General features: G+C 74.6%; 14 protein-coding genes. 7 read left to right on the top strand and 7 right to left on the bottom strand.

Features of this window, described 5'->3' with window-relative positions; all coding sequences use genetic code 11:
* Positions 1-28: 28 nt before the first annotated feature.
* Complete coding sequence (locus AB0D66_RS14200) at positions 29-1792, top strand: GNAT family N-acetyltransferase (protein ID WP_362301690.1); 1764 nt, start codon at positions 29-31, stop codon at positions 1790-1792.
* Positions 1793-1805: 13 nt separating this feature from the next.
* Here AB0D66_RS14200 and AB0D66_RS14195 read toward each other — a convergent pair whose 3' ends face one another.
* A complete protein-coding gene (locus AB0D66_RS14195; RefSeq protein ID WP_362301687.1) occupies positions 1806-3842 on the bottom strand; it encodes an AMP-binding protein in 2037 nt (678 codons plus the stop codon).
* A gap of 137 nt (positions 3843-3979) precedes the next feature.
* Between AB0D66_RS14195 and AB0D66_RS14190 the strand changes: the two genes are divergently transcribed.
* Together AB0D66_RS14190 and AB0D66_RS14185 are read left to right on the top strand one after the other, a co-directional pair.
* Positions 3980-5893, top strand: a complete 1914-nt coding sequence (locus tag AB0D66_RS14190) for an ABC transporter ATP-binding protein (RefSeq protein ID WP_362301684.1) — start codon at positions 3980-3982, stop codon at positions 5891-5893.
* 7 nt (positions 5894-5900) lie between these two features.
* Positions 5901-6278 (top strand): VOC family protein, encoded by a 378-nt coding sequence (locus AB0D66_RS14185; RefSeq protein WP_362301681.1) that lies wholly within the window; start codon positions 5901-5903, stop codon positions 6276-6278.
* Between the two features lie 156 nt (positions 6279-6434).
* Here AB0D66_RS14185 and AB0D66_RS14180 read toward each other — a convergent pair whose 3' ends face one another.
* Positions 6435-6782, bottom strand: a complete 348-nt coding sequence (locus AB0D66_RS14180; protein ID WP_362301676.1) for a hypothetical protein — start codon at positions 6780-6782, stop codon at positions 6435-6437.
* Between the two features lie 134 nt (positions 6783-6916).
* On the opposite strand from AB0D66_RS14180, the gene AB0D66_RS14175 reads away from it, so the two are divergent.
* Positions 6917-7801 (top strand): sigma-70 family RNA polymerase sigma factor, encoded by an 885-nt coding sequence (locus tag AB0D66_RS14175; protein WP_362301673.1) that lies wholly within the window; start codon positions 6917-6919, stop codon positions 7799-7801.
* A gap of 62 nt (positions 7802-7863) precedes the next feature.
* Here AB0D66_RS14175 and AB0D66_RS14170 read toward each other — a convergent pair whose 3' ends face one another.
* Together AB0D66_RS14170 and AB0D66_RS14165 are read right to left on the bottom strand one after the other, a co-directional pair.
* Positions 7864-8766, bottom strand: a complete 903-nt coding sequence (locus AB0D66_RS14170) for a DUF3626 domain-containing protein (RefSeq protein WP_362301670.1) — start codon at positions 8764-8766, stop codon at positions 7864-7866.
* A gap of 55 nt (positions 8767-8821) precedes the next feature.
* Positions 8822-9538, bottom strand: coding sequence for an FCD domain-containing protein (locus AB0D66_RS14165; RefSeq protein WP_362301667.1), 717 nt, complete (start codon positions 9536-9538; stop codon positions 8822-8824).
* A gap of 134 nt (positions 9539-9672) precedes the next feature.
* Here AB0D66_RS14165 and AB0D66_RS14160 point away from each other — a divergent pair, with 134 nt between their 5' ends.
* Complete coding sequence (locus AB0D66_RS14160; protein WP_362301664.1) at positions 9673-10200, top strand: gluconokinase; 528 nt, start codon at positions 9673-9675, stop codon at positions 10198-10200.
* Positions 10201-10235: 35 nt separating this feature from the next.
* The gene (locus AB0D66_RS14155; RefSeq protein WP_362301661.1) at positions 10236-11633 is read left to right on the top strand and encodes a gluconate:H+ symporter; all 1398 of its coding nucleotides are present in this window, start codon (positions 10236-10238) and stop codon (positions 11631-11633) included.
* An 80-nt stretch (positions 11634-11713) separates the two neighbouring features.
* On the opposite strand, the gene AB0D66_RS14150 is transcribed toward AB0D66_RS14155, so the two are convergent.
* The 3 genes from AB0D66_RS14150 to AB0D66_RS14140 all read right to left on the bottom strand — a co-directional run bounded on the left by AB0D66_RS14150 (position 11714) and on the right by AB0D66_RS14140 (position 17315).
* Positions 11714-12691, bottom strand: a complete 978-nt coding sequence (locus tag AB0D66_RS14150) for a hypothetical protein (RefSeq protein WP_362301659.1) — start codon at positions 12689-12691, stop codon at positions 11714-11716.
* A gap of 150 nt (positions 12692-12841) precedes the next feature.
* Positions 12842-13600, bottom strand: a complete 759-nt coding sequence (locus AB0D66_RS14145) for a hypothetical protein (protein ID WP_362301656.1) — start codon at positions 13598-13600, stop codon at positions 12842-12844.
* A 154-nt stretch (positions 13601-13754) separates the two neighbouring features.
* A complete protein-coding gene (locus AB0D66_RS14140) occupies positions 13755-17315 on the bottom strand; it encodes a S8 family serine peptidase (protein WP_362301653.1) in 3561 nt (1186 codons plus the stop codon).
* A 222-nt stretch (positions 17316-17537) separates the two neighbouring features.
* Here AB0D66_RS14140 and AB0D66_RS14135 point away from each other — a divergent pair, with 222 nt between their 5' ends.
* Positions 17538-19040 carry an MFS transporter gene (locus AB0D66_RS14135; protein WP_362301650.1) on the top strand — a complete coding sequence of 501 codons (1503 nt, stop codon included), beginning with the start codon at positions 17538-17540 and terminating at the stop codon, positions 19038-19040.
* Positions 19041-19075 lie beyond the last annotated feature (35 nt).

The following is a 19075-nucleotide window of genomic DNA, read 5'->3' as shown; positions in this document are numbered from 1 at the left end:
CTGTCGCGGACCATGGGGAGGTCAGGAATTGGCAAAGGTCAGGGGCGCGCGGACGGCCGAGGCGGAGGCCCTGACGGGGCTCGTGATGCGGTCGAAGCAGTACTGGGGATACCCGCCGCAGACCCTGGCGGCCTGGGCCGGGGAACTGCGGATCCACCCCGCCGACGTGACGGCCCGCCGGATCGTGGTGGCCGAGGACGGCGGGGGCGCGGTGCTCGGACTGGCCTCCCTGGACGGCGCCGCCCCGCTCGCCTCGCTGGGGCTGCTGTTCGTGGAGCCTTCGGCCATCGGGCGGGGCGTGGGACGGCTGCTGTACCGGGACGTGCTGCGCCGGGCGGCGGAGCTGGGGGTGCGCCGCCTGGTGATCGACTCCGATCCGCACGCGGCCGGCTTCTACCGGGCGATGGGGGCGGCAGCGGTGCCGGGCGGTCCGGACGGGCTGGTGCGCTTCGAGGTGTCCCCGGCCCCGCTCGCCGACTGGGCGCGGGCCTGGACCGGTGGCGGGCGCGCCGTCCACCTGGGGAACGTGGCCGAGTTCAACGCCCAGTTCGCCGACGCCACCCTGGACCGGGAACAGGCGGCCGCGCACCACTACGCCTGCCTGGCCGCCTTCTACAGCCCCTGCCCGGCCGCCCTGGTGCTGCCCCGGGCGGTGCCGCGGGGCTGGACCGAGCTGGTCGGCCGCCAACTGGGCTGGACCGGGGTCGAGGTGTACGACGGCCTGGCCGGGCGGGGTCCGGGGCTGCTGGACCGCGTACGGGAGCGGCCGGCGCTCGCCGCGCGGCTGACGGGGGCCGGGCTGCCGCTCGTTCCCTGGGGCCTGACCCGGCCCTTCGGGCGGCTGGCGGGGCGGCCGTGGCGGCCCGCGGAGCTGCGGTACGAGGCGAAGTCCGCCGCGCACGGGCTCTTCGGCCGGATCCTCGCCCGGGGCGGGCACCCCGGCATCGTGCTCCCCGCGCAGTGGCGGCCCGCGACCCGGTGGGCGGCGGCCCGGCTGGTGTCCGCGCGGGCCCGGGCGGGCGCGGGCAGCGTGCTCAAGTCGGAGCACGGGGTCGGGGGTTCGGGCACCACGGTGGTCACCGCCGGACAGGTCCGGGCGGCGGGCGGGGGGCGCGGCGTGCTGCGCCGGCTGCCGCGCGGGCCGCTGCTGGTGGAGGAGTACGTGCACGCCCCGGCGCGGGACGAAGGGCCGCGCGATCTCACGTACGACGGGTTCGTGGCCGCCGACGGCCTGGTGCACGCGGTCGGCGGGGCGGTCATGGACGTACGGGACGGCTGCTACGCGGGGGCCACCGTGGGGCCCGGGGTGCTGCCCGCCTGGGCGCGCGAGCCGCTCGGCGCCTTCGGGGCGGCGGTGGGCCGGGAGCTGGCGGCGAGCGGCTACCGCGGCTGGTTCGACGTGGACTTCGTGACCGCCGGCGAGGGGCGCCTCGCGCCGACCGAGGCCAATCTGCGCCTGACCGGGCCGGCCGTCGCCTTCATGGTGGCGGCCCGGCTCGACGCGCTGCGGGGCGCCGGGCACCTCGTACGGATCGCCGACCGGGTGGAGCTCGGCGCGCGGCTGCCCGCACCGCAGCTCGACGAGCTGTGCGCACGGCTGGCACGGGAGTGCGCCGAGCTGGGCGCGGTGTTCGTCCCGGCGATCCCGACGGCCGCCTTCGAACCCGCGCCGTGGCTGGGCTTCCTGGTGGCCGCGCACAGCGCGCAGATGCTGGACGCGGCCGAGGACCTGGTCCGGGCCGGGGCCCTGGCGTGCGGGGGGCTGTTCGGGCCGGGCGAGCCGGGGCGGTGAGCCCCGGCCGGGGTCAGTCGTCGAAGTCGAAGGGGTCCGGCGGTTTGGCGACGACGTAGGCGGCGACCACGGCGGCCGCGATCATCAGGGGGATGTTGAAGGTGTAGACGAGTGCGGCCTGCCGCGGCCAGTCCTGTTTGGCCGCGAGCCGGTAGAGGTTGTCCTGCGGCCACCACGCCATCAGCAGGTAGGCCACCGCCAGGTGCGCGGAGCCGGTGAGCCGGCGGCCGCGGCCGCGGCGCGGCATCCGGGCGCGGCCGGCGAACAGGAAGACCAGCCCGATGCCGAAGGCCGCGCACTCGACGAGGTAGAGCACGAGGAAGAGGAACGCCCAGGGCTGCGGTACGCCGGTGAGGTCCGTCGATCCGGGCCAGAAGACCTTCGTGAGGACCAGGCCGACGAAGCCCGCTCCCAGGCCCCCGCAGGCGGCAGCCCAGCGGCTCGGGAACGGACCGGCCGGACGGACCGCCGGCCGGCCGGACTTGCTCCCGGCGGGCCGCGCCGCGGCGCCCAGGATCGGCAGGGGCAGGGCGGCCCGGTCCTCCTGCCCGGCCCGGTTGCGGGGCAGGGCGCGCACCGGCACCACCCGGAGCGGGACCTGCTCGCGGGGCAGCTTCCCCGCCAGGTGTGCGCGCAGGTCCTCGACGTCCGGCAGCCCGCCGCCCGGCGGCCACGCGGGCGCTCCGGGCCGCGGGGACGCGTAGGCGACGAGGCTGCGCGGGCCGCGGCCCCCGTCCACCCCGTTGACGATCACCGCGCCGATGCCCTGGTGGCCGCGGATCACGGACTCGACGGGGTGCGGGTCGAGGGAGCGGCCGTCCGGGAGGGTGATCCGGTCGCGGATCCGGCCCCGGAACTCCAGCAGTCCGTCCTCGCGGAGCACGCCGAGGTCGCCGGTGGGCACCGGCTCGCCGCCGCCGGGCGGCGTGAGGTGTACCTCCCCGTCCCGCACCTCGGCCCGGCAGCCGGGGAAGGCGGTGCCGAGCAGGGAGCGCTCCTCGGGGCCGTCGAGCGGGCGCGGCAGCTGGGGGAGTTCGAACCAGGTGCCGGCGCCGGCGGTCTCGGCCGTGCCGTAGACGTTCAGCACCCGCACTCCGGGCCGGAGCACGGCGTGCAGGGAGGCCATGTCGTCGAGGTGGAGCCGGTCTCCGGAGAAGGCGAGCAGCCGCAGCGACCGGACGGCGCCGCCCGGGGCCGGGCGGGCCTGCGGGACGGACGCCTGCGGGAGGGGTGTCCGCGGGACGGGTATCCGCGGCGCCTCGGGCGGAGCCAGCAGGTGGACGGCGTCCGCGGGGCCCGCGTGGAGCACGGTGACCTGCTCGGACTCGACCGCCGCCGTGATCTCCTCTCCCCTCCAGGGTGCGCGGGAGGGGAGCACGAGTGCCCCGCCCGAGCACAGGGCCCGGGTCCAGCCCGCGGCGAAGGCGGTGACGTCGGGGCGGGCCGTGATCAGGTGCCGGTCCTGCGGGGCCGGCCGGACGGCCTGCGCCCAGGCCTCGTACGCGGCGAGGAGCAGGCCCTGGCCCACGGGGACGGCCCGCGGCTCGGCCGCCCCGCTGAACAGGACCGCCGCGGTGCGGGCGGGCCCGGGACCGGGCGTTGGCGCGGGCCGGCCGCCGGCGGCCGCGGCCTCCTCGCCGAACCGGATCACCCGCAGGCCGCTCCCGTCGTCCAGGGCTGCCTGGTGGGCGGCACGGGTGAGCAGGAGGTCGGGCTCGGCGCCGGCGAGCTGGCGCCGCCCGGTGCGCGGGTCCTCGACGTCGATGACGAGGTAGGCCCCGCCGGCCTTGAGCACGGCGAGGAGGGCGGCGACCAGTTCGGCCTGGCGGCCGGTGCCGACGGCGACCCGGGCGCCGGGGGCCAGTCCCGCGGCGAGCAGCAGGCCCGCGAGCCGGCCGGCGCGCGCGTCGAGCTGCCCGTACGTGAGGCTGTCCGGGCCCGCGATGAGGGCGGGGGCCTCGGGGGTGTCCCGGGCCCACTGCTCGAAGCGGTGCAGGACGGTGTCGGCGGTGCGCCTGCCGGAGCGTGCGGACTCGGATCCCTGCGTCATGGACCGATGATGGCACCGGGCACCGACAGTGGCCGCGGAACGCGGAATCCCCTCACTCGAGCCGCAGTTGACCCGCGTCGGAGCGGACGGCCCGCCTGCTTGACCTCGACTTCGGTTGAGGTCATAACGTTCCGGCCATGGACATGGAAGTCACCGCCTGGACCTCGCTGCACAGTGCGATCAACGCCCAGCAGGACCGCCGCCCGGTATCCCGGGCGAGCCTGCGCCGCGTCGCCTCCTTCGCCCGCCCGCACCGCCGCGGGCTCATCCTCTTCCTGCTGCTCAGCGTCGTCACGGCGCTCCTCGCGGTGGCCACCCCGGTGCTCGCCAGCCGGATCGTCGACGCCATCGTGGGCGGCCTGGACAGCGGGACCGTGACCCGGCTCGCCCTGCTCATCGCACTGATCGCGGTGGCCGAGGCGGGCCTGGGGCTGCTGACCCGCCGGCTCTCCTCCACCCTCGGCGAAGGGCTGATCCTCGATCTGCGGACGGCGGTCTTCGACCACGTGCAGCGGATGCCGGTCGCCTTCTTCACCCGGACCCGGACCGGGGCCCTGGTCAGCCGCCTCAACAACGACGTGATCGGCGCCCAGCGGGCGTTCGCCAACACCCTGTCCGGGGTCGTCGCCAACACCGTGACCCTGCTGCTCACCCTCGCCGTGATGCTGAGCATCTCCTGGCAGATCACCCTGCTGGCGCTCGTCCTGCTGCCGGTGTTCGTGCTTCCGGCCCGCCGCATGGGGGCCCGGATGGCGGCCATGCAGCGGGAGGCCGCGGCGCTGAACGCGGCGATGGGCACGCAGATGACCGAGCGGTTCTCCGCGCCCGGCGCGACGCTGGTCAAGCTGTTCGGACGGCCGGCCGACGAGTCCGCGGAGTTCGCGGCCCGGGCCGCGCGGGTGCGGGACATCGGGATCCGCACGGCGATGGCCCAGTCCGCCTTCATCACCGCCCTCACCCTGGTCTCGGCCCTGGCCCTGGCCCTGGTCTACGGGCTGGGCGGGTTCTACGCCCTGCGCGGGACCCTGGACGCCGGCTCCGTCGTGGCCCTCGCCCTGCTGCTGACCCGGCTGTACGCGCCGCTGACCTCGCTCGCCGGGGCCCGCGTCGAGGTGATGAGCGCGCTGGTGAGCTTCGAGCGGGTCTTCGAGATCCTCGACCTGAAGCCCCTCATCACGCAGAAGCCGGACGCCCGCACGGTGCCGGACGGGCCGGTGTCGGTGGAGTTCGACCGCGTCTCCTTCGCCTACCCGTCCCCCGACAAGGTCTCGCTCGCCTCGCTGGAGGAGGTCGCCACCCTCGACGCCCGGGGCGGTACGCCGGTCCTGCACGAGGTCTCGTTCCGCGCCGAGCCCGGCCGGATGATCGCCCTGGTCGGCTCCTCCGGCGCCGGCAAGTCGACGATCGCGCAGCTGCTGCCGCGCCTGTACGACGCCGACGCGGGCGCGGTCCGCATCGGCGGGGTCGACGTACGGGACCTGACGGCCGACTCGATCCGCGAGACGCTCGGCATGGTCACCCAGGACGGGCACCTCTTCCACGAGTCGGTACGGGCCAACCTGCTGCTGGCCCGGCCGGAAGCCGGCGAGGAGGAGATCTGGGAGGCCCTGCGCCGCTCCCGTCTGGACGGCCTCGTCGCCTCGCTGCCCGACGGGCTGGACACGGTCGTCGGTGAGCGCGGCTACCGCCTGTCGGGCGGTGAGCGGCAGCGGCTGACCATCGCACGGCTGCTGCTGGCCCGGCAGCGGGTGGTGATCCTCGACGAGGCCACCGCGCACCTGGACTCCACCTCGGAGGCGGCCGTGCAGGAGGCCTTGGGCGAGGCCCTGGCGGGCCGGACCGCGGTGGTGATCGCGCACCGGCTGTCGACCGTGCAGGCGGCCGATCTGATCCTGGTGGTCGAGGAGGGCCGGATCGTGGAACGCGGCACGCACACCGAACTCCTGGCGGCGGGCGGGCGGTACGAGGAGCTGTACCGCACCCAGTTCGCGACGTCGGACACGCCCGCCGACGTGGCACCGGACGGCGCGAGGACCGTCTCTGGAGCATGATGCCGCCATGGACATCAAACTTGAGCTGGTCGCCGTGCCCGTCACCGATGTCGACCGGGCCAAAGCCTTCTACGAGAAGATCGGCTTCCACGCCGACCACGACCACACCGTCAGCGAGGACGTGCGCTTCGTCCAGCTGACCCCGCCCGGCTCGGCCTGTTCGATCGCGATCGGCAAGGGGCTGACCCGGATGGCCCCGGGGTCCCTGGACAACATGCAGGTCGTCGTCGCCGACATCGAGGAGGCGTACGAGGACCTGCGCGGCCGCGGTATCGAGGTGACGGAGATCCAGGACCTGCCCTGGGGTTCCTTCGTCTACTTCTCCGACCCGGACGGGAACGGCTGGGCGGTCCAGCAGACGACTCCGCGCAAGACCGCGGAGTAGGGCGCGCCGTGGACCGCGGAGCCGTGGATCTCGGGTCCTAGTCGAACGGGCGCGCAGCGGACGGGGGGTCGCGGATGAGCCGCTCCGCCCGCCGTGTCCGCCGCCCTGCCCGCCGCGTCGCGATGCGGCGGGCAGGGGTCCGGCCCGGCGCGGAGGTCAGCCCTCCACGGTGACGGCGTGGTGGTCGAGTTCCCAGGCGTGGTGCTTGAACTCGTGGCGGAAGTCGGCGTGGTCCTCCCATTGGCGGGCGATCCCGCGCAGCACGTCCCAGTTGTGCTCCACCGACTGGTCGATGACGCGCCGCATGGCCGCGTCGGCCGACTCCCGCTGCGCGATGAGGCCCTTGATGGCGGAGGCCTCGAGCACGGCGTTGCGCAGCGCGCGCAGCGCACGGGAGGTGTCGTCCATCCCGAAGCCGTACTCGCTGCCCGTCTCGGCGTCGAACAGCGGGGTGAGGCGCGCCTCGATGAAAGCGGTGATCCGCTCGAAGTGCTGCACGTCCATCGGGGCTCCATCTCTCCTGCCGGACCGCCAGACGGGTCCGGCGTCTCCATTGCCTATGCTGCTCAGCGCCATTATCCAGCAGCGGCTTTCCGTTGATCCGCCTTGACGGTCGTCCGCGAGGAAGGACCCCGCCCGTGGACGAGCAGTCCCGCCTGACGTCGCGTTTCGAAGAGCACCGCTCCCATCTCAGAGCGGTGTCCTACCGGATGCTCGGCTCGCTCAGCGAGGCCGAGGACGCCGTCCAGGAGGCGTGGCTGCGCCTGAACCGCGCCGACACCGGCGACGTCGAGAACCTCGGCGGTTGGCTGACCACCGTGGTGGCGCGCGTCTGCCTCAACATGCTGCGTGCGCGCGAAACCCGTCGCGAGGACTCCCTGGAGACGTACGGCGCCAGTCCGTCGGCCGGCCGCGAGGAGGCGGTGGACCCCGAACAGGAGGCGGTGCTGGCCGACTCGGTCGGGCTGGCCCTGCTGGTGGTGCTCGACAGGCTCACGCCGGCCGAGCGCCTCGCCTTCGTCCTGCACGACCTGTTCGCCGTGCCCTTCGAGGACATAGCCCCGATGCTCGACCGGACCCCGGCCGCCACCCGGCAGCTCGCGAGCCGCGCCCGCCGCCGGGTCAAGGGGGCTCCGCCGGCGCCGGAAGCCGATCCGGCCCGCCGGCGCCGCGTGGTGGACGCCTTCCTCTCCGCCACCCGCGGCGGGGACTTCGAAGCACTGGTCGCGCTGCTCCACCCCGACGTGGTGCTGCGGGCCGACCCGTCCGTCGTGCCCAGCCCGGCTCCGGTCCTCATCAGCGGCGCGGTCACCGTCGCCCGGGGGGCGATGGCCGCCATGCAGCGGGCGCGGGCCACCCGGCCGGCTCTGGTGGGCGGCGCGGCAGGCCTGGTGATGGCCCCGCTGGGACGGCTGTTCCTGGTCCTCCGCTTCACCATCGAGGACGGCCTGATCACGGAGATCGACGTGGTCGCCGAGCCGGAGCGGCTGCGCGCGCTCGACCTGGCCGTGCTCGACGCCTGAGCCGCCCTGCCGGCGGTCTCACAGCCCGGAACACATCCCGCCGTCCCCCTGGCACCAGCCCCTCAGCGAAGGCCGTCGCGTACCGCCCCCTCCATCGGGGCCGGAGCCGCCGATCCGTCCGCGGCCTTCCAGGGGGCCCCGAATCGCGCCAGGTGGTGCCACACCTTCTTGACCGCCTGGGGGTCGTGGAGGCCGGCGCGTGCGGCGTCTCCGATGATCCGAGGATCGAGCATGCCGTCGACCGCGATCCGCGTGCCCAGGTCGATGTACTCCTGGCCGCGGTAGTCGGGGTGGCGTCGGAGTTCCTCGACCCCCAGTCGGAAGCCGGGGTGCCACTCCACCGGGCAGCCGAGGCGCAGAGCCGCGTCCTCGACCGTCGTGCCCCGGTAGCAGGGGTCAAGCACCAGCGCCTCCACATCGCGGTGCAGCCGGACCGGCCCGTGCACCTGCGCCTCGATGTAGTCGTCGAGCTCGTCCTGGCGATCGGCGAGGGCGAGCTCGATGAGTCCCATGCGGGCCGCGACTCCGAAATCCGACGGTTCGAGGAAACTGTCCGGGTAGCAGAAGGTGCTCCGCGCCAGCGTCCGGGCCCTCAGCCGGAAGTGCGCCGAGCCGAACCGCGGCGCCCCGCCGACCGGCTTGCGGCGGAAGTTCAACGCCCCGTAGACGGGCCGCTCATGAGCGGGGGCTTCGTCGTACGCCCCGTCGAAGATCCGGCTCTCCCAGCGCCACCGGTCGCCGCCCGGATGCGCGGTCAGGCCTCCGTTGCTCGTCCCGGTGACGAACTGCGAGTGGTAGGCGCCGCCCTCGGCCATGGCGTCCAGGATCGGACTGCCGTGCAGCAGGCGGTCCGGGTGGAAGTTGAGGGTCACCCGCAAGGCCGGGTCCATCGGCGGGCCCGACGCCAGTACCGCGACATGCCGAAGGGCCCGCTCCCGCGCCGGCCGGGAGGCTGCATAGTTCATCGGCACAGTGTTCCCCACCGTGATCAACCGGTGCACGCGGATTGTCCACCGCGTCCTAGGGGGCGAGTACGTTCAGCTCTTCGAGGGCGCCGACGGCGATCTGCCGGGTCAGGGACTCGGCACGCGCCGCGTCGCCCTCCCGGACCGCCTCGGCCACCTGCACGTGCAGGGTGACGGCCGCCGGATCGGGATCGTGGAACATCACCGCGTGCTCGGTGCGTCCGGTCAGCACCTCGGCGACGACATCGCCGAGGCGGGCGAACATCTCGTTGCCGGAGGCGTTCAGCACGACGCGGTGGAAGGCGATGTCGTGGCGCAGGTAGCCCTCCAGCTGGTGGCCGCGCGAGGTGCGGACCATGCCGAGGGCCGCCTCGGTCAGCTCTGCGCACTGATCGGGCGTGGCCCGGGCCGCCGCGAGCCCGGCCGCGACCGGCTCGATCGCGGAGCGCAGCACGGTGAGGGAGCGCAGCTGCCGCGGCCGGTCGGTGCCGGCCAGCCTCCAGCGGATGACCCGCGGGTCGTAGACGTTCCACTCCTCGGTGGGACGCACGGTGACGCCGACCCGCCGTCGGGACTCGACCAGGCTCATCGACTCCAGGACCCGGACGACCTCGCGCACCACGGTGCGGGAGGCGTCGAAGCGCTCGGCGATCTCGTCCGTGCGCAGCACGCTGCCGGGCGGGTACTCCCCCGCCGTGATCGCGAGCCCGAGGGTGTCCAGCACGTGGGAGTGGAGTCCCTGTCCCGGTCCAGGACTGCCTTCGGTGGTCATGGCGTAAGCGTACGGTGACACCCCGGCGAACAAAAGGTGCGATGTTTTACCGCCCACCCCTTGAATAAGTAGTACTTAATAGGCTTCAGTGGTGCCCGCACGGACCGATGTCGACGAGGACAGCGAGGTACGACGTGAGCTCCCAGCGCGTCATTGTGGTGATGGGCGTGGCCGGCACGGGGAAGACGACCGTGGGCCGGCTGCTCGCGGAGGCCCTGGCGCTTCCGTACGCGGAGGGCGACGCGTTCCATCCCGCATCCAACGTCGCGAAGATGTCGGCCGGCACCCCGCTGGACGACGCCGACCGCCTGCCCTGGCTCGACGCCATCGGGGACTGGATGCGCGAGCGGGCCGGACTCGGCGGGGGCGGGGGCGTGGTCGCGGCCTCCTCGCTCAAGCGCTCCTACCGCGACCGGCTGCGCACCGCCGCACCCGGGGCGGTCTTCGTCCATCTGACCGGTGAACGTCCGCTGATCGAGCGGCGGATGGCGGCCCGCACCGGCCACTTCATGCCCGCCGCCCTGCTGGATTCGCAGTTCGCCACCCTGGAGCCCCTCCAGGAGGACGAGCCCGGCCTCGCCGTCGACGTGTCCGGCCCCCCCGAAGAGATCACCGAACGGGCGCTGGCCGCCCTGCGCCGGCTCCCCATACCCGAGAACTGACGAACCACCCGAGAACGAACGAAGGAAACGTCACCGTGACCGGTCTCAGCGTCGAGACACTGGCGGCGGCAGGCACCGGGCCGATCACCTCGGCCGGGAACACCCAGCTGGGCATCGCCGTGCTCGCGGGCATCGCCGTCATCGTCCTGCTCATCACCCGCCTCAAGCTGCACGCCTTCCTGGCGCTGACGGTCGGCTCGCTCGCCCTCGGGGTGTTCGCGGGAGCGCCGTTGGGCAAGACGATCACCAGCTTCACCGCCGGGCTCGGGTCGACGGTCGCGGGCGTGGGCGTGCTCATCGCCCTCGGCGCGATCCTCGGAAAGCTGCTGGCCGACTCGGGCGGCGCGGACGAGATCGTCGACACGATCCTGGCCCGGGCCAAGGGCCGGGCCATGCCCTGGGCCATGGTGCTGATCGCCTCGGTGATCGGGCTGCCGCTCTTCTTCGAGGTCGGCATCGTGCTGCTGATCCCGGTGGTGCTCCTGGTGGCCAAGCGGGGCAACTACTCCCTGATGCGGATCGGCATCCCGGCCCTGGCCGGCCTGTCCGTGATGCACGGCCTGATCCCGCCGCACCCCGGGCCCCTCGTCGCCATCGACGCGCTCCACGCGAACCTGGGCGTCACCCTCGCCCTCGGTGTGCTGGTGGCGATACCGACCGTGATCATCGCCGGCCCGCTGTTCGCCCGGTACGCGGCGCGGTGGGTGGACATCCCGGCGCCGGAGCACATGATTCCGCAGCGGCCCTCGGCGGATCTGGAGCACCGCCCGCGCTTCGGGGCGACCGTCTTCACCGTGCTGCTTCCGGTGGCGCTGATGCTGGTCAAGGCCTTGGTCGACATCGTGGTCAACGACCCGGCCAACGCGGTGCAGCGCGTCACCGACGTCGCGGGCTCCCCGCTGATCGCCCTGCTCGCGGCGGTGCTGGTGGGCATGTTCACCCTCGGCCGGGCGGCCGGGTTCACCAGGGAGCGGCTGTCCACCACGGTCGAGAAGTCGCTGGCACCGATCGCCGGCATCCTGCTGATCGTGGGCGCGGGCGGCGGCTTCAAGCAGACCCTGATCGACGTGGGCGTCGGCCAGATGATCCTGGACCTGTCGAAGAACTGGGCCATCCCGACCCTCCTGCTGGCCTGGCTGATCGCCGTGGCCATCCGCCTCGCCACGGGGTCCGCGACGGTGGCGACGATCTCGGCGGCCGGACTGGTGGCCCCCCTCGCCGCGGGCATGTCCACCACCGGGACCGCGCTGCTGGTGCTGGCCATCGGGGCGGGCTCGCTGTTCTTCAGCCATGTGAACGACGCCGGGTTCTGGCTGGTCAAGGAGTACTTCGGGATGACCGTCGGGCAGACCCTGAAGACCTGGTCGGTGATGGAGACCATCATCTCGGTGGTCGGCCTCGGCTTCGTCCTGCTGCTGTCCCTGGTGCTGTAGCCGCCACGCCGTACCCGCGGCCCCGGCCGCTCGCCCGCTCGGCCGCTCCGGCGGCCAGGCGTCCCCGGCGGCCCGGCGGTTCAGCCCGGCAGTCGCTCCTCGCCGAGCTGGCCCGCTGCCAGCGCGAAGCCGTTCGCCGCGGTGGCGCAGCGGCCCGCCAGGGTGGCGACCTCGGCCCGCAGGGCGTCGTCGTACGGGACCTGCCAGGCGGGTGCGGCCGTCGCCCGGCGCAGCCGCCCGGCGTGGGAGCGGAGCGCGGCGGCGTGACCGCGCAGGCTGCCGGGCCGGTTGGGGTGCCGGTAGGGATCCGGTCCCAGCGGCGGGACCGCCCTCAGCCGTCGGGGCGGGGGCCCCGGCGGCTCCGCCGTGTCCCCCGCGTCGGGGGCGCCGCCGGCGGGCAGGCCGGGACCCCGGTCGCAGAACGCCCGGAAGGCGGCCCCCAGTCCGAGGAGCGGCGCGGCGGGCACGGCCCGGCCGGTGGCCACCTGCCAGCCCGCGTGGTCGTTGAACGGGTTGGCGTCGGTCAGCGCGTGCCAGGCCAGGATGTCGGCGAAGGCCGGAGTCAGCAGCGAGAAGGCGTGCTCGGCGCCCCGGTCGCGCAGGAGGCGCCGGAAGCGGCGGACGGCCTCGGCCTGGCGTCCTTCCGCGACGGCTCCGAGGACCGCGGCGGCGCCGGGGTCCGCCAAGAGGTCGGGGCGACGGGCGTTCGCGGCGCGGATCCGGGCTCGGAGCCCGCAGACGGCGACGCTGACGGCGAGGCTCTCACGGCCCGCCAGCGCCCCCGCCAGCCGCCCGGCCCGCGCCGCCACGCCCCGGCCGCGCGGCGCCCAGCCGAGGCCCGCCGGGTCGCTGAGGGTGTGCAGCAGCGTGCGCCAGCCGTGCCGGCGCGGGCCGCCCCGAGTGAGGGCGGTGGCGGGCAGGCGGGCGCCGAGGGCCAGCCCGGAGGCGTAGCCGGCGGCCTCACCGACCGCGTCGGCGGCCTCGGCGAGTTCGCGGCAGAGGTCGTCGAGCAGGTCGACATCCGTGGCGTCGAGCGCGGAGGTCACGGCGTCGGGCATGGGGTCCTCGCGTGGTCAGCGGCGGTGACATCGGCTTCACCGTACGTCGCTCCCGCGCACCCCGCGCTCCGAGCGCCGGCCGCCGGACCGGTGCGGCCCAGGTCGTCTCCCCGGGGCCTTGTCGGCCCGGCAGGATCCGAAGGAGACGGCCTAGGGCAGGGCGAAGGCCGCGTCCCGGAAGGCCGCGCGCAGGGGGGTGTGCCGGTCGGGCGGGAGCGTCGGCAGGAGCAGCGCCCAGCGGTGGCGGCCCGGGCAGACCCACAGGGCCGGCCCGGTGACGGACGGCGCGGGGTGGGTCCAGACGCCGTGCGGGGCCGGGTGCCACAGGAGGCCGCGGGCGGGGGTCAGTTCACCGGTGCGGATGCGCAGGGACTCGGCCGTCCAGGCGCGGGTGATGCCGGTCGGGCCGTCCCTGTCCGCGGGGTCCGCGGGGTCCGCGGGGTCCGCCAGGTGGCTCAGGAAGCGGACGAGGTCGGCGAGCGGCGCGTGCAGGGCGCCGTCGGCGTACCGGGTGCGGGCCATGCCCAGGGGGTGCCAGACGCGGGTCGCGGCGAGTTCGGCGAGCGGGCCGCCCGCGAGGTGCTCGGCGAGACGGGTGAGGGCGGCCGTCCCGTCGGCGTGGGTGAGCAGGTGGTGGGCGGTGGTGCCGGCGGGGGTTCCGGCGGCGGCCTCGTCCCCGTAGGCGGTGAGCGGGGTGTGCAGCCGCAGCGCGCCCTCCTCGACGAGGGTGCCGAGGGCGGGCCAGAGGGCGAGGACCGCGGCGAGGGGGCCGAGGTCGAGGGCCGCGCCGTCGCAGGCGTGCGAAGCGGCGTGGACGCCGTCGGGGCCGCCGACGGCCCAGGTCGCGCCGGGGTCGGCGGAGCCCACGAGGGCCCGGATGTCATCGGCCTGGTCGCTCAGGAGCGTCATGGTCGTTCAGGCTAGCGAGGCCGGTGCGGCTTCCCCCGCGCGTCGGTGCGGATTCGGGCCCCCGCCCACCCGAATGCTCCCCTCCGCGGGCGGGGCGGCACGCACCGCGGAGGGCGGGGCGCCCTGGAGCGCCCCGCCCCCGCCAGTGGTGCGGTCAGCTCTGGTCGGGCCGGTCGGTCACCCGCAGGCTGTTGATCAGGGGCTTGCCGAATCCGCTGTGCGTGACGAAGCGGATGTTGAGCACCCCGTCCGTCACCTTGACCGTGTACGTACGGGTCAGGGCCGTGTAGGTGCCCGCCTCCAGGGCGATGTCCAGGGAGGGAAGGACCTGCCGGCCCTCGGCCAGGACGTCGAAGACGCGCTTGTCGGGCCGGGTCGAGGACAGCTCGGCGAAGCCCAGCTCCACCGTGTAGGTCCCGTTCGGCACGTTGTCGAAGCGGTACTCGTACATGCCCTCACGTGCGTTGCGCAGCAGCCGCTGGTCCTGCGTACCGGCGATGGTGCGAGTGGTGCTGCGGGTGGAGCTGCTGCCCTGGTAGCCGTACGAGCCCGCCGTGTACTTGCGGTCCGGGGACCAGGCGTCGCCCAGGACGTCCGTGCTCGCGGAGTCGCCGCCCGCGTCCAGTGCGACCTGGTAGCGCGGGACGACGACCTTGACCGGGACGGTCAGGACCGGGGTCCGGCCGCTGGCCGAGGCGATCTTCAGCTCCGCGGTCAGGACCGTCCCCGGGGTCAGCCCGGTCGTGTCCACCGCGAGGGTGAGCGCAGCCTTCCCGCCCGTCGGCAGGTTCCCGGTCCCCGGCGTGGCCGTCAGCCAGGCCGCGTCCTCGGTCACCGTGAAGGCCGTGCCGAGGCCCGGGTTGGTGAGGTCCAGGGTGCGGCTCCGCCGCTGGTTCGCCTGGGCGACCACCTCCACGGCGGGCTGGGACGCGGTCACCCGGCCGGTGCGCAGCGACTGCGTCACCGTCGTGACGTCGGCCGCCTTGACGTCGACGGTCGCCTGCCCGGACTCGTAGTGCGGCGCGGAGAGGGCGACGGGCCGTGCGCCGGACGGGCTCTGGACCACGTATCCGCCGTCGGCCGCCGTGGTGGCGGAGACGGCCGAGTCGCCGGTGCCGACGGTCACCGTGGCGCCCGCGACGCCGTTGCCGTCGTTGGCGTCGAGCACCCGGCCCGCCACCACGCCGCTCTTGGTGGTGCGGAAGGCGATGCCGAGGCCGTCCGTGATGACCGGCGTGTTGAAGGAGTACTTGAAGGCGTCGGTGCCGGTGGCGTTCTCCACACCGACCGTGGCCGTGGAGCCGGCCTTGATGCCGGTGCCGCCGGTGCCCTTGTAGGCGTAGGAGACGCTGCCGTCCTCGCCGATGGACGCCGAGAAGGAGAACTTGTCGGCCTGCGCCGACCAGTGGGACACCTCGCGCCACTCGATCACGTAGCTGCGGTGCGGGGCGGTGCCGGTGACGGCGGTGAAGACGCCGGAGCCGCTGCCCGCCGCGCCGACGACCAGGTCGTCCCAGAAGGGGTAGAGGGCGGCGTTCGGGGTGGCCGTGCTCGGCAGGTCGCCGTTGATGTCGGCGGTGTTGTTGCCGCCGAAGCTGACGGTGCCGTTGGTCCCGATCCAGGCCTGCCCGTACGTCTTGCCGTACAGCGGCAGCGGGAAGGGCAGGTCGACGCGCTCGGTGGTGTTGTCGCCGGTCAGTGCGAGCTGCCGGGTGCCCGCGGGGTACGGGCGGTCGTTCGTGGCGGCGCAGGCGTAGCCGTAGGTGTCGGTGCGTTCGGGCAGGTTCACCGTGACGGTGGTGTCGCCCGCGACGGTGGCCGGGGCGGAGCCGCCGGTGACGCAGCGGGACGGGTGCGTGGCCCGCACCTCGTAGGTGCCGTGCGGCAGGGTGACCTCGAAGCGGCCCTGCGCGTCGGTGGTCGCGGTCACGGGGGTGTCCGCGATGGTGACGGAGGCGCCCGCGGCGGGTCCGGAGGCCGCGGTGACCGTGCCGGTGAGCTTGCCGGAGGCGGCCTGGGCGAGGGTGAAGTCGCCGGTGGCCGTGGCGTTCTCGGTGACCGTGGCGGTCGCGCTCTGCGATCCGTAGCCGAACTTCGCGGCGGTCAGGCTGTAGTCGCCCACCGACAGTGCGGTGAACCGGTAGGTGCCGTCGGCTGCGGTGGTCGCCGTACGGTCGATCGGGCCGTCGGCGGTGACCGTGGCGCCCGCGACCGGCGCGCCGCCGGAGCGGACGGTGCCGGCGAGGGCGCCGATCGCGCCGCGCGGGGCGGCGTTCAGGGCGGCGAGCGCGTCGAGCTTGCCCTCGCCGAAGACGTTGTTGTCGGCGGCGGTGCCGCCGCACTGCGCGCTGTCGGTGTCCTGGGCGGTGCCGTCGAGCAGGGCCTCGGTCTGTGCGATGTCGCCTTCGAGGGCGGGCGCGGCGGACCAGAGCAGGGCCACGGTGGCCGCGGTGTGCGGCGAGGCCATGGAGGTGCCGGAGAAGGCCTCGTAGGCGCCGCCGGGCACGGAGGAGCGCACGTTCACGCCCGGGGCGGCGATGTTCGGCTTGATCAGGCCGCCGGGGCCGGCGCCGCGCGAGGAGAACGACGCGATCGTGTTGTTGATGTCGAAGGCGCCGGAGCTGTAGGAGCTCGCGTAGTCGCCGGGTGAGCCGCTGGTGGAGCAGCCGGGTCCGGAGTTGCCGTTGGAGAAGGCCGGGAAGATGCCGGCGGCCCGCCAGGTGTCGACGATCTCCTGGTACCAGGTGTCGCCGCCCGGGCCGCCCCAGGAGTTGTTGACGACGTGCGGGGCGAGGTCGGGCCGCGGGTTCTGGCCGCTCGCGTCGGTCGGGGCGACGATCCACTGGCCGGAGGCGAGCAGGGAGGCCTCGGAGCAGGAGTTGGACTCGCAGCCCTTGGCGGCGATCCACCGGGCGCCCGGGGCGACGCCGATCTTGTTGGCGCCGCCGTCGTCACCGACCATCGTGCCCATCGTGTGGGTGCCGTGGTCGTTGTTGTCGCAGGGGGCGGTCCCGGCGCACACCCCGGCGGGGTCGAACCAGTTGTAGGCGTGGGTGTAGCTGCCGTCCGCGTTCTTGCCGCGGTACTGGCCGTTCACGGCGGGGTGGGTGTAGTCCACTCCGCTGTCGATGTTGGCGACGACGATGCCCTCGCCGCGCACTCCGGCCTGTTCCCAGACCTGGGGGGCCTTGATGCGGTCGATGTTCCACTCGACGGCGTCGGCGAGGGCCCGCTCCCGCTCGCCCTCGGCGGGCTTGGGCAGCTCGACCTTGTCGTCGGCGTCGATCCGGGACACCTCGGGGCGCTGTGCGAGGGCGCCGGCGAGCTTCTCGGTGCCGACGACGCGGACGGCGTTCACGATCCAGTACGAGGTGTACTCGGCCTTGGCGCCTTCGAGGGCCTTGACCACGTCGGCCTGGCTGCGCGCGGCGTGCTCCTTCTTGGTCCGGAGCACGCTCTCGGCCTTGGCGGCTCGGGTCTGCTGCCTGCGCGCGGCGGTGAGGTCGGCGGCGCTGTCGAGGTAGACCCAGAAGACGGCCTTGTCGGTGCTGTCGAGCTGGGCGCGGAGCTTGGGTTCGATCTTGCGTTCGGCCGCGCCGGGGGCGGGGCCCGGGTCCGGGGCGGCCGCGGCGACGCCCGCGCCGAGGGGGAGGAGCAGGAGCGAGGTGAGGGCGGCGAGCGCCGCGCGTAAGGAACGCCTGTTGCGTTGGGCCACGTGTTGTCTCCTCGTACGCCGTGTGCAGGTTGTGCGGGAAGAGGGTGCGTGATGTGCGTGATGTGCGCGGGTCATGGTGAAACAACGGCATGTCCATTACAAGAGGGCCTATTGAGCCGCACTTCCGCACCCGGCGCGCGCCCGGTGGCTCCCGGCGCCCGACCGGTGGCCCCCGGTCCCCGCCCGGTGGCCCCCGGCGCCCGCCGGGGCCAGCCTTGACTCATGGCCACACCCGCCCGGCCGGCCGGGCCCGGCGTCCCCCTCGCGTCCGCGCAGGGCCGCTGGATCCTGCTCACCACGGTGCTCGGGTCGGGCATGGCCATGCTCGACTCGACGGTGGTCAACGTCGCCCTCCCCCGGATCGGAGAGGATCTCGACGCGGATCTCGCCGTGCTGCAGTGGACGGTGAACGCCTATCTGCTGACCCTGGCCGGGCTGATCCTGGTCGGCGGGGCGCTCGGCGACCGCTTCGGCCGCCGGCGGATCTTCGTCCTCGGCGTGGTGTGGTTCGCGGTGGGCTCGCTGCTGTGCGGCCTCGCGCCGAACGCCGGGGTACTGGTGGCCGCCCGGGCCCTGCAGGGCATCGGCGGGGCCCTGCTGACGCCCGGTTCGCTCGCCCTGATCCAGGGCTCGATCCGTGCGCGGGACCGGGGCCGGGCGGTGGGACTGTGGTCGGGACTGGGCGGGGTGGGCGCGGCCGTGGGGCCGTTCCTCGGCGGCTGGCTGGTGGACGGGCCCGGCTGGCGGTGGGTGTTCCTGCTGAACGTGCCGCTGGCCGCGCTGTGCGTCCCGGTGGCCCTGCGGCACGTACCGGAATCGCGCGATCCGCAGGCGCACGGGCGGTTCGACGTGGCCGGCGCCCTGCTGGGCGCGGCCTCCCTCGCCCTGATCACCTACGCGCTGATCGAGGCCCGCACCGCCACCGCGCCGGTGATCGCCGCGGCGGTGGGCGGCGTGCTGCTGGCCGGGGTGTTCGTGTACGTGGAGCGGCGGCGGGCCGATCCGATGGTGCCGCCGGAGATCTTCGCCTCACGGCAGTTCACCGCGGTCAACCTGGTCACGCTGTGCGTGTACGCGGCGTTCGGCGGGTTCTTCTTCCTCGTCGTGCTCCAGCTCCAGGTGGTGTCGGGGTACTCCGCGCTGGCGGCCGGGGCCGCGCTGCTGCCCACGACCGTCCTGATGCTGCTGCTGTCCGCCCGCTCCGGGGAGATCGGGGAGCGGATCGGCCCCCGCATCCCGCTCACCGTCGGGCCCCTGATGTGCGCGGCCGGGACGCTGCTGATGCTGCGGGTGGGTCCGGACGCCTCGTACGCGGCCGACGTGCTGCCCGCGATGCTGGTGATGGGCGCGGGCATGGTGACCCTGGTCGCCCCGCTCACCGCGACCGTGCTGGCGTCGGTGGACCCGGGCCGGGCGGGGCTGGCGAGCGGCATCAACAACGCCGCGGCGCGGGCGGCCGGCCTGCTCGCGGTGGCCGCGCTGCCGCTGCTGGCCGGAATGGGGCCGGAGGCGTACCGCTCGGCGGACCAGTTCGACGCGGCCTTCGGGCGGGCCATGCCCTGGTGCGCCGGGCTGCTGGCGGCCGGTGCGGCCGTGGCCTGGGCGACCGTGCGGACCCCCGCACCCGGGGCGGCGCACCCGCAGTGCCGCACCCAGTGCGCGGTGGGGGCCCCGCCGCTCGAACCCCCGCGGAGGGCGGCGCCCGGCTCCGAGAGGCTTGACTGAATTTTCAGTCAATGCCACAGTGCCGCTACCTCTCA

It is taken from the genome of Streptomyces sp. NPDC048270 (assembly GCF_040652335.1).
Lineage (GTDB): Bacteria > Actinomycetota > Actinomycetes > Streptomycetales > Streptomycetaceae > Streptomyces.
Note: the sequence above shows the minus strand (reverse complement) of the source record. Positions and strands in the feature narration are given on the sequence as shown.

Coding starts and splice junctions, on each gene's coding strand:
- AB0D66_RS14195 (WP_362301687.1), bottom strand. CDS start 3,842: ATGACGCAGGGATCCGAGTCCGCACGCTCCGGCAGGCGCACCGCCGAC.
- AB0D66_RS14190 (WP_362301684.1), top strand. CDS start 3,980: ATGGACATGGAAGTCACCGCCTGGACCTCGCTGCACAGTGCGATCAAC.
- AB0D66_RS14185 (WP_362301681.1), top strand. CDS start 5,901: ATGGACATCAAACTTGAGCTGGTCGCCGTGCCCGTCACCGATGTCGAC.
- AB0D66_RS14180 (WP_362301676.1), bottom strand. CDS start 6,782: ATGGACGTGCAGCACTTCGAGCGGATCACCGCTTTCATCGAGGCGCGC.
- AB0D66_RS14170 (WP_362301670.1), bottom strand. CDS start 8,766: ATGAACTATGCAGCCTCCCGGCCGGCGCGGGAGCGGGCCCTTCGGCAT.
- AB0D66_RS14165 (WP_362301667.1), bottom strand. CDS start 9,538: ATGACCACCGAAGGCAGTCCTGGACCGGGACAGGGACTCCACTCCCAC.
- AB0D66_RS14150 (WP_362301659.1), bottom strand. CDS start 12,691: ATGCCCGACGCCGTGACCTCCGCGCTCGACGCCACGGATGTCGACCTG.
- AB0D66_RS14145 (WP_362301656.1), bottom strand. CDS start 13,600: ATGACGCTCCTGAGCGACCAGGCCGATGACATCCGGGCCCTCGTGGGC.
- AB0D66_RS14135 (WP_362301650.1), top strand. CDS start 17,538: ATGGCCACACCCGCCCGGCCGGCCGGGCCCGGCGTCCCCCTCGCGTCC.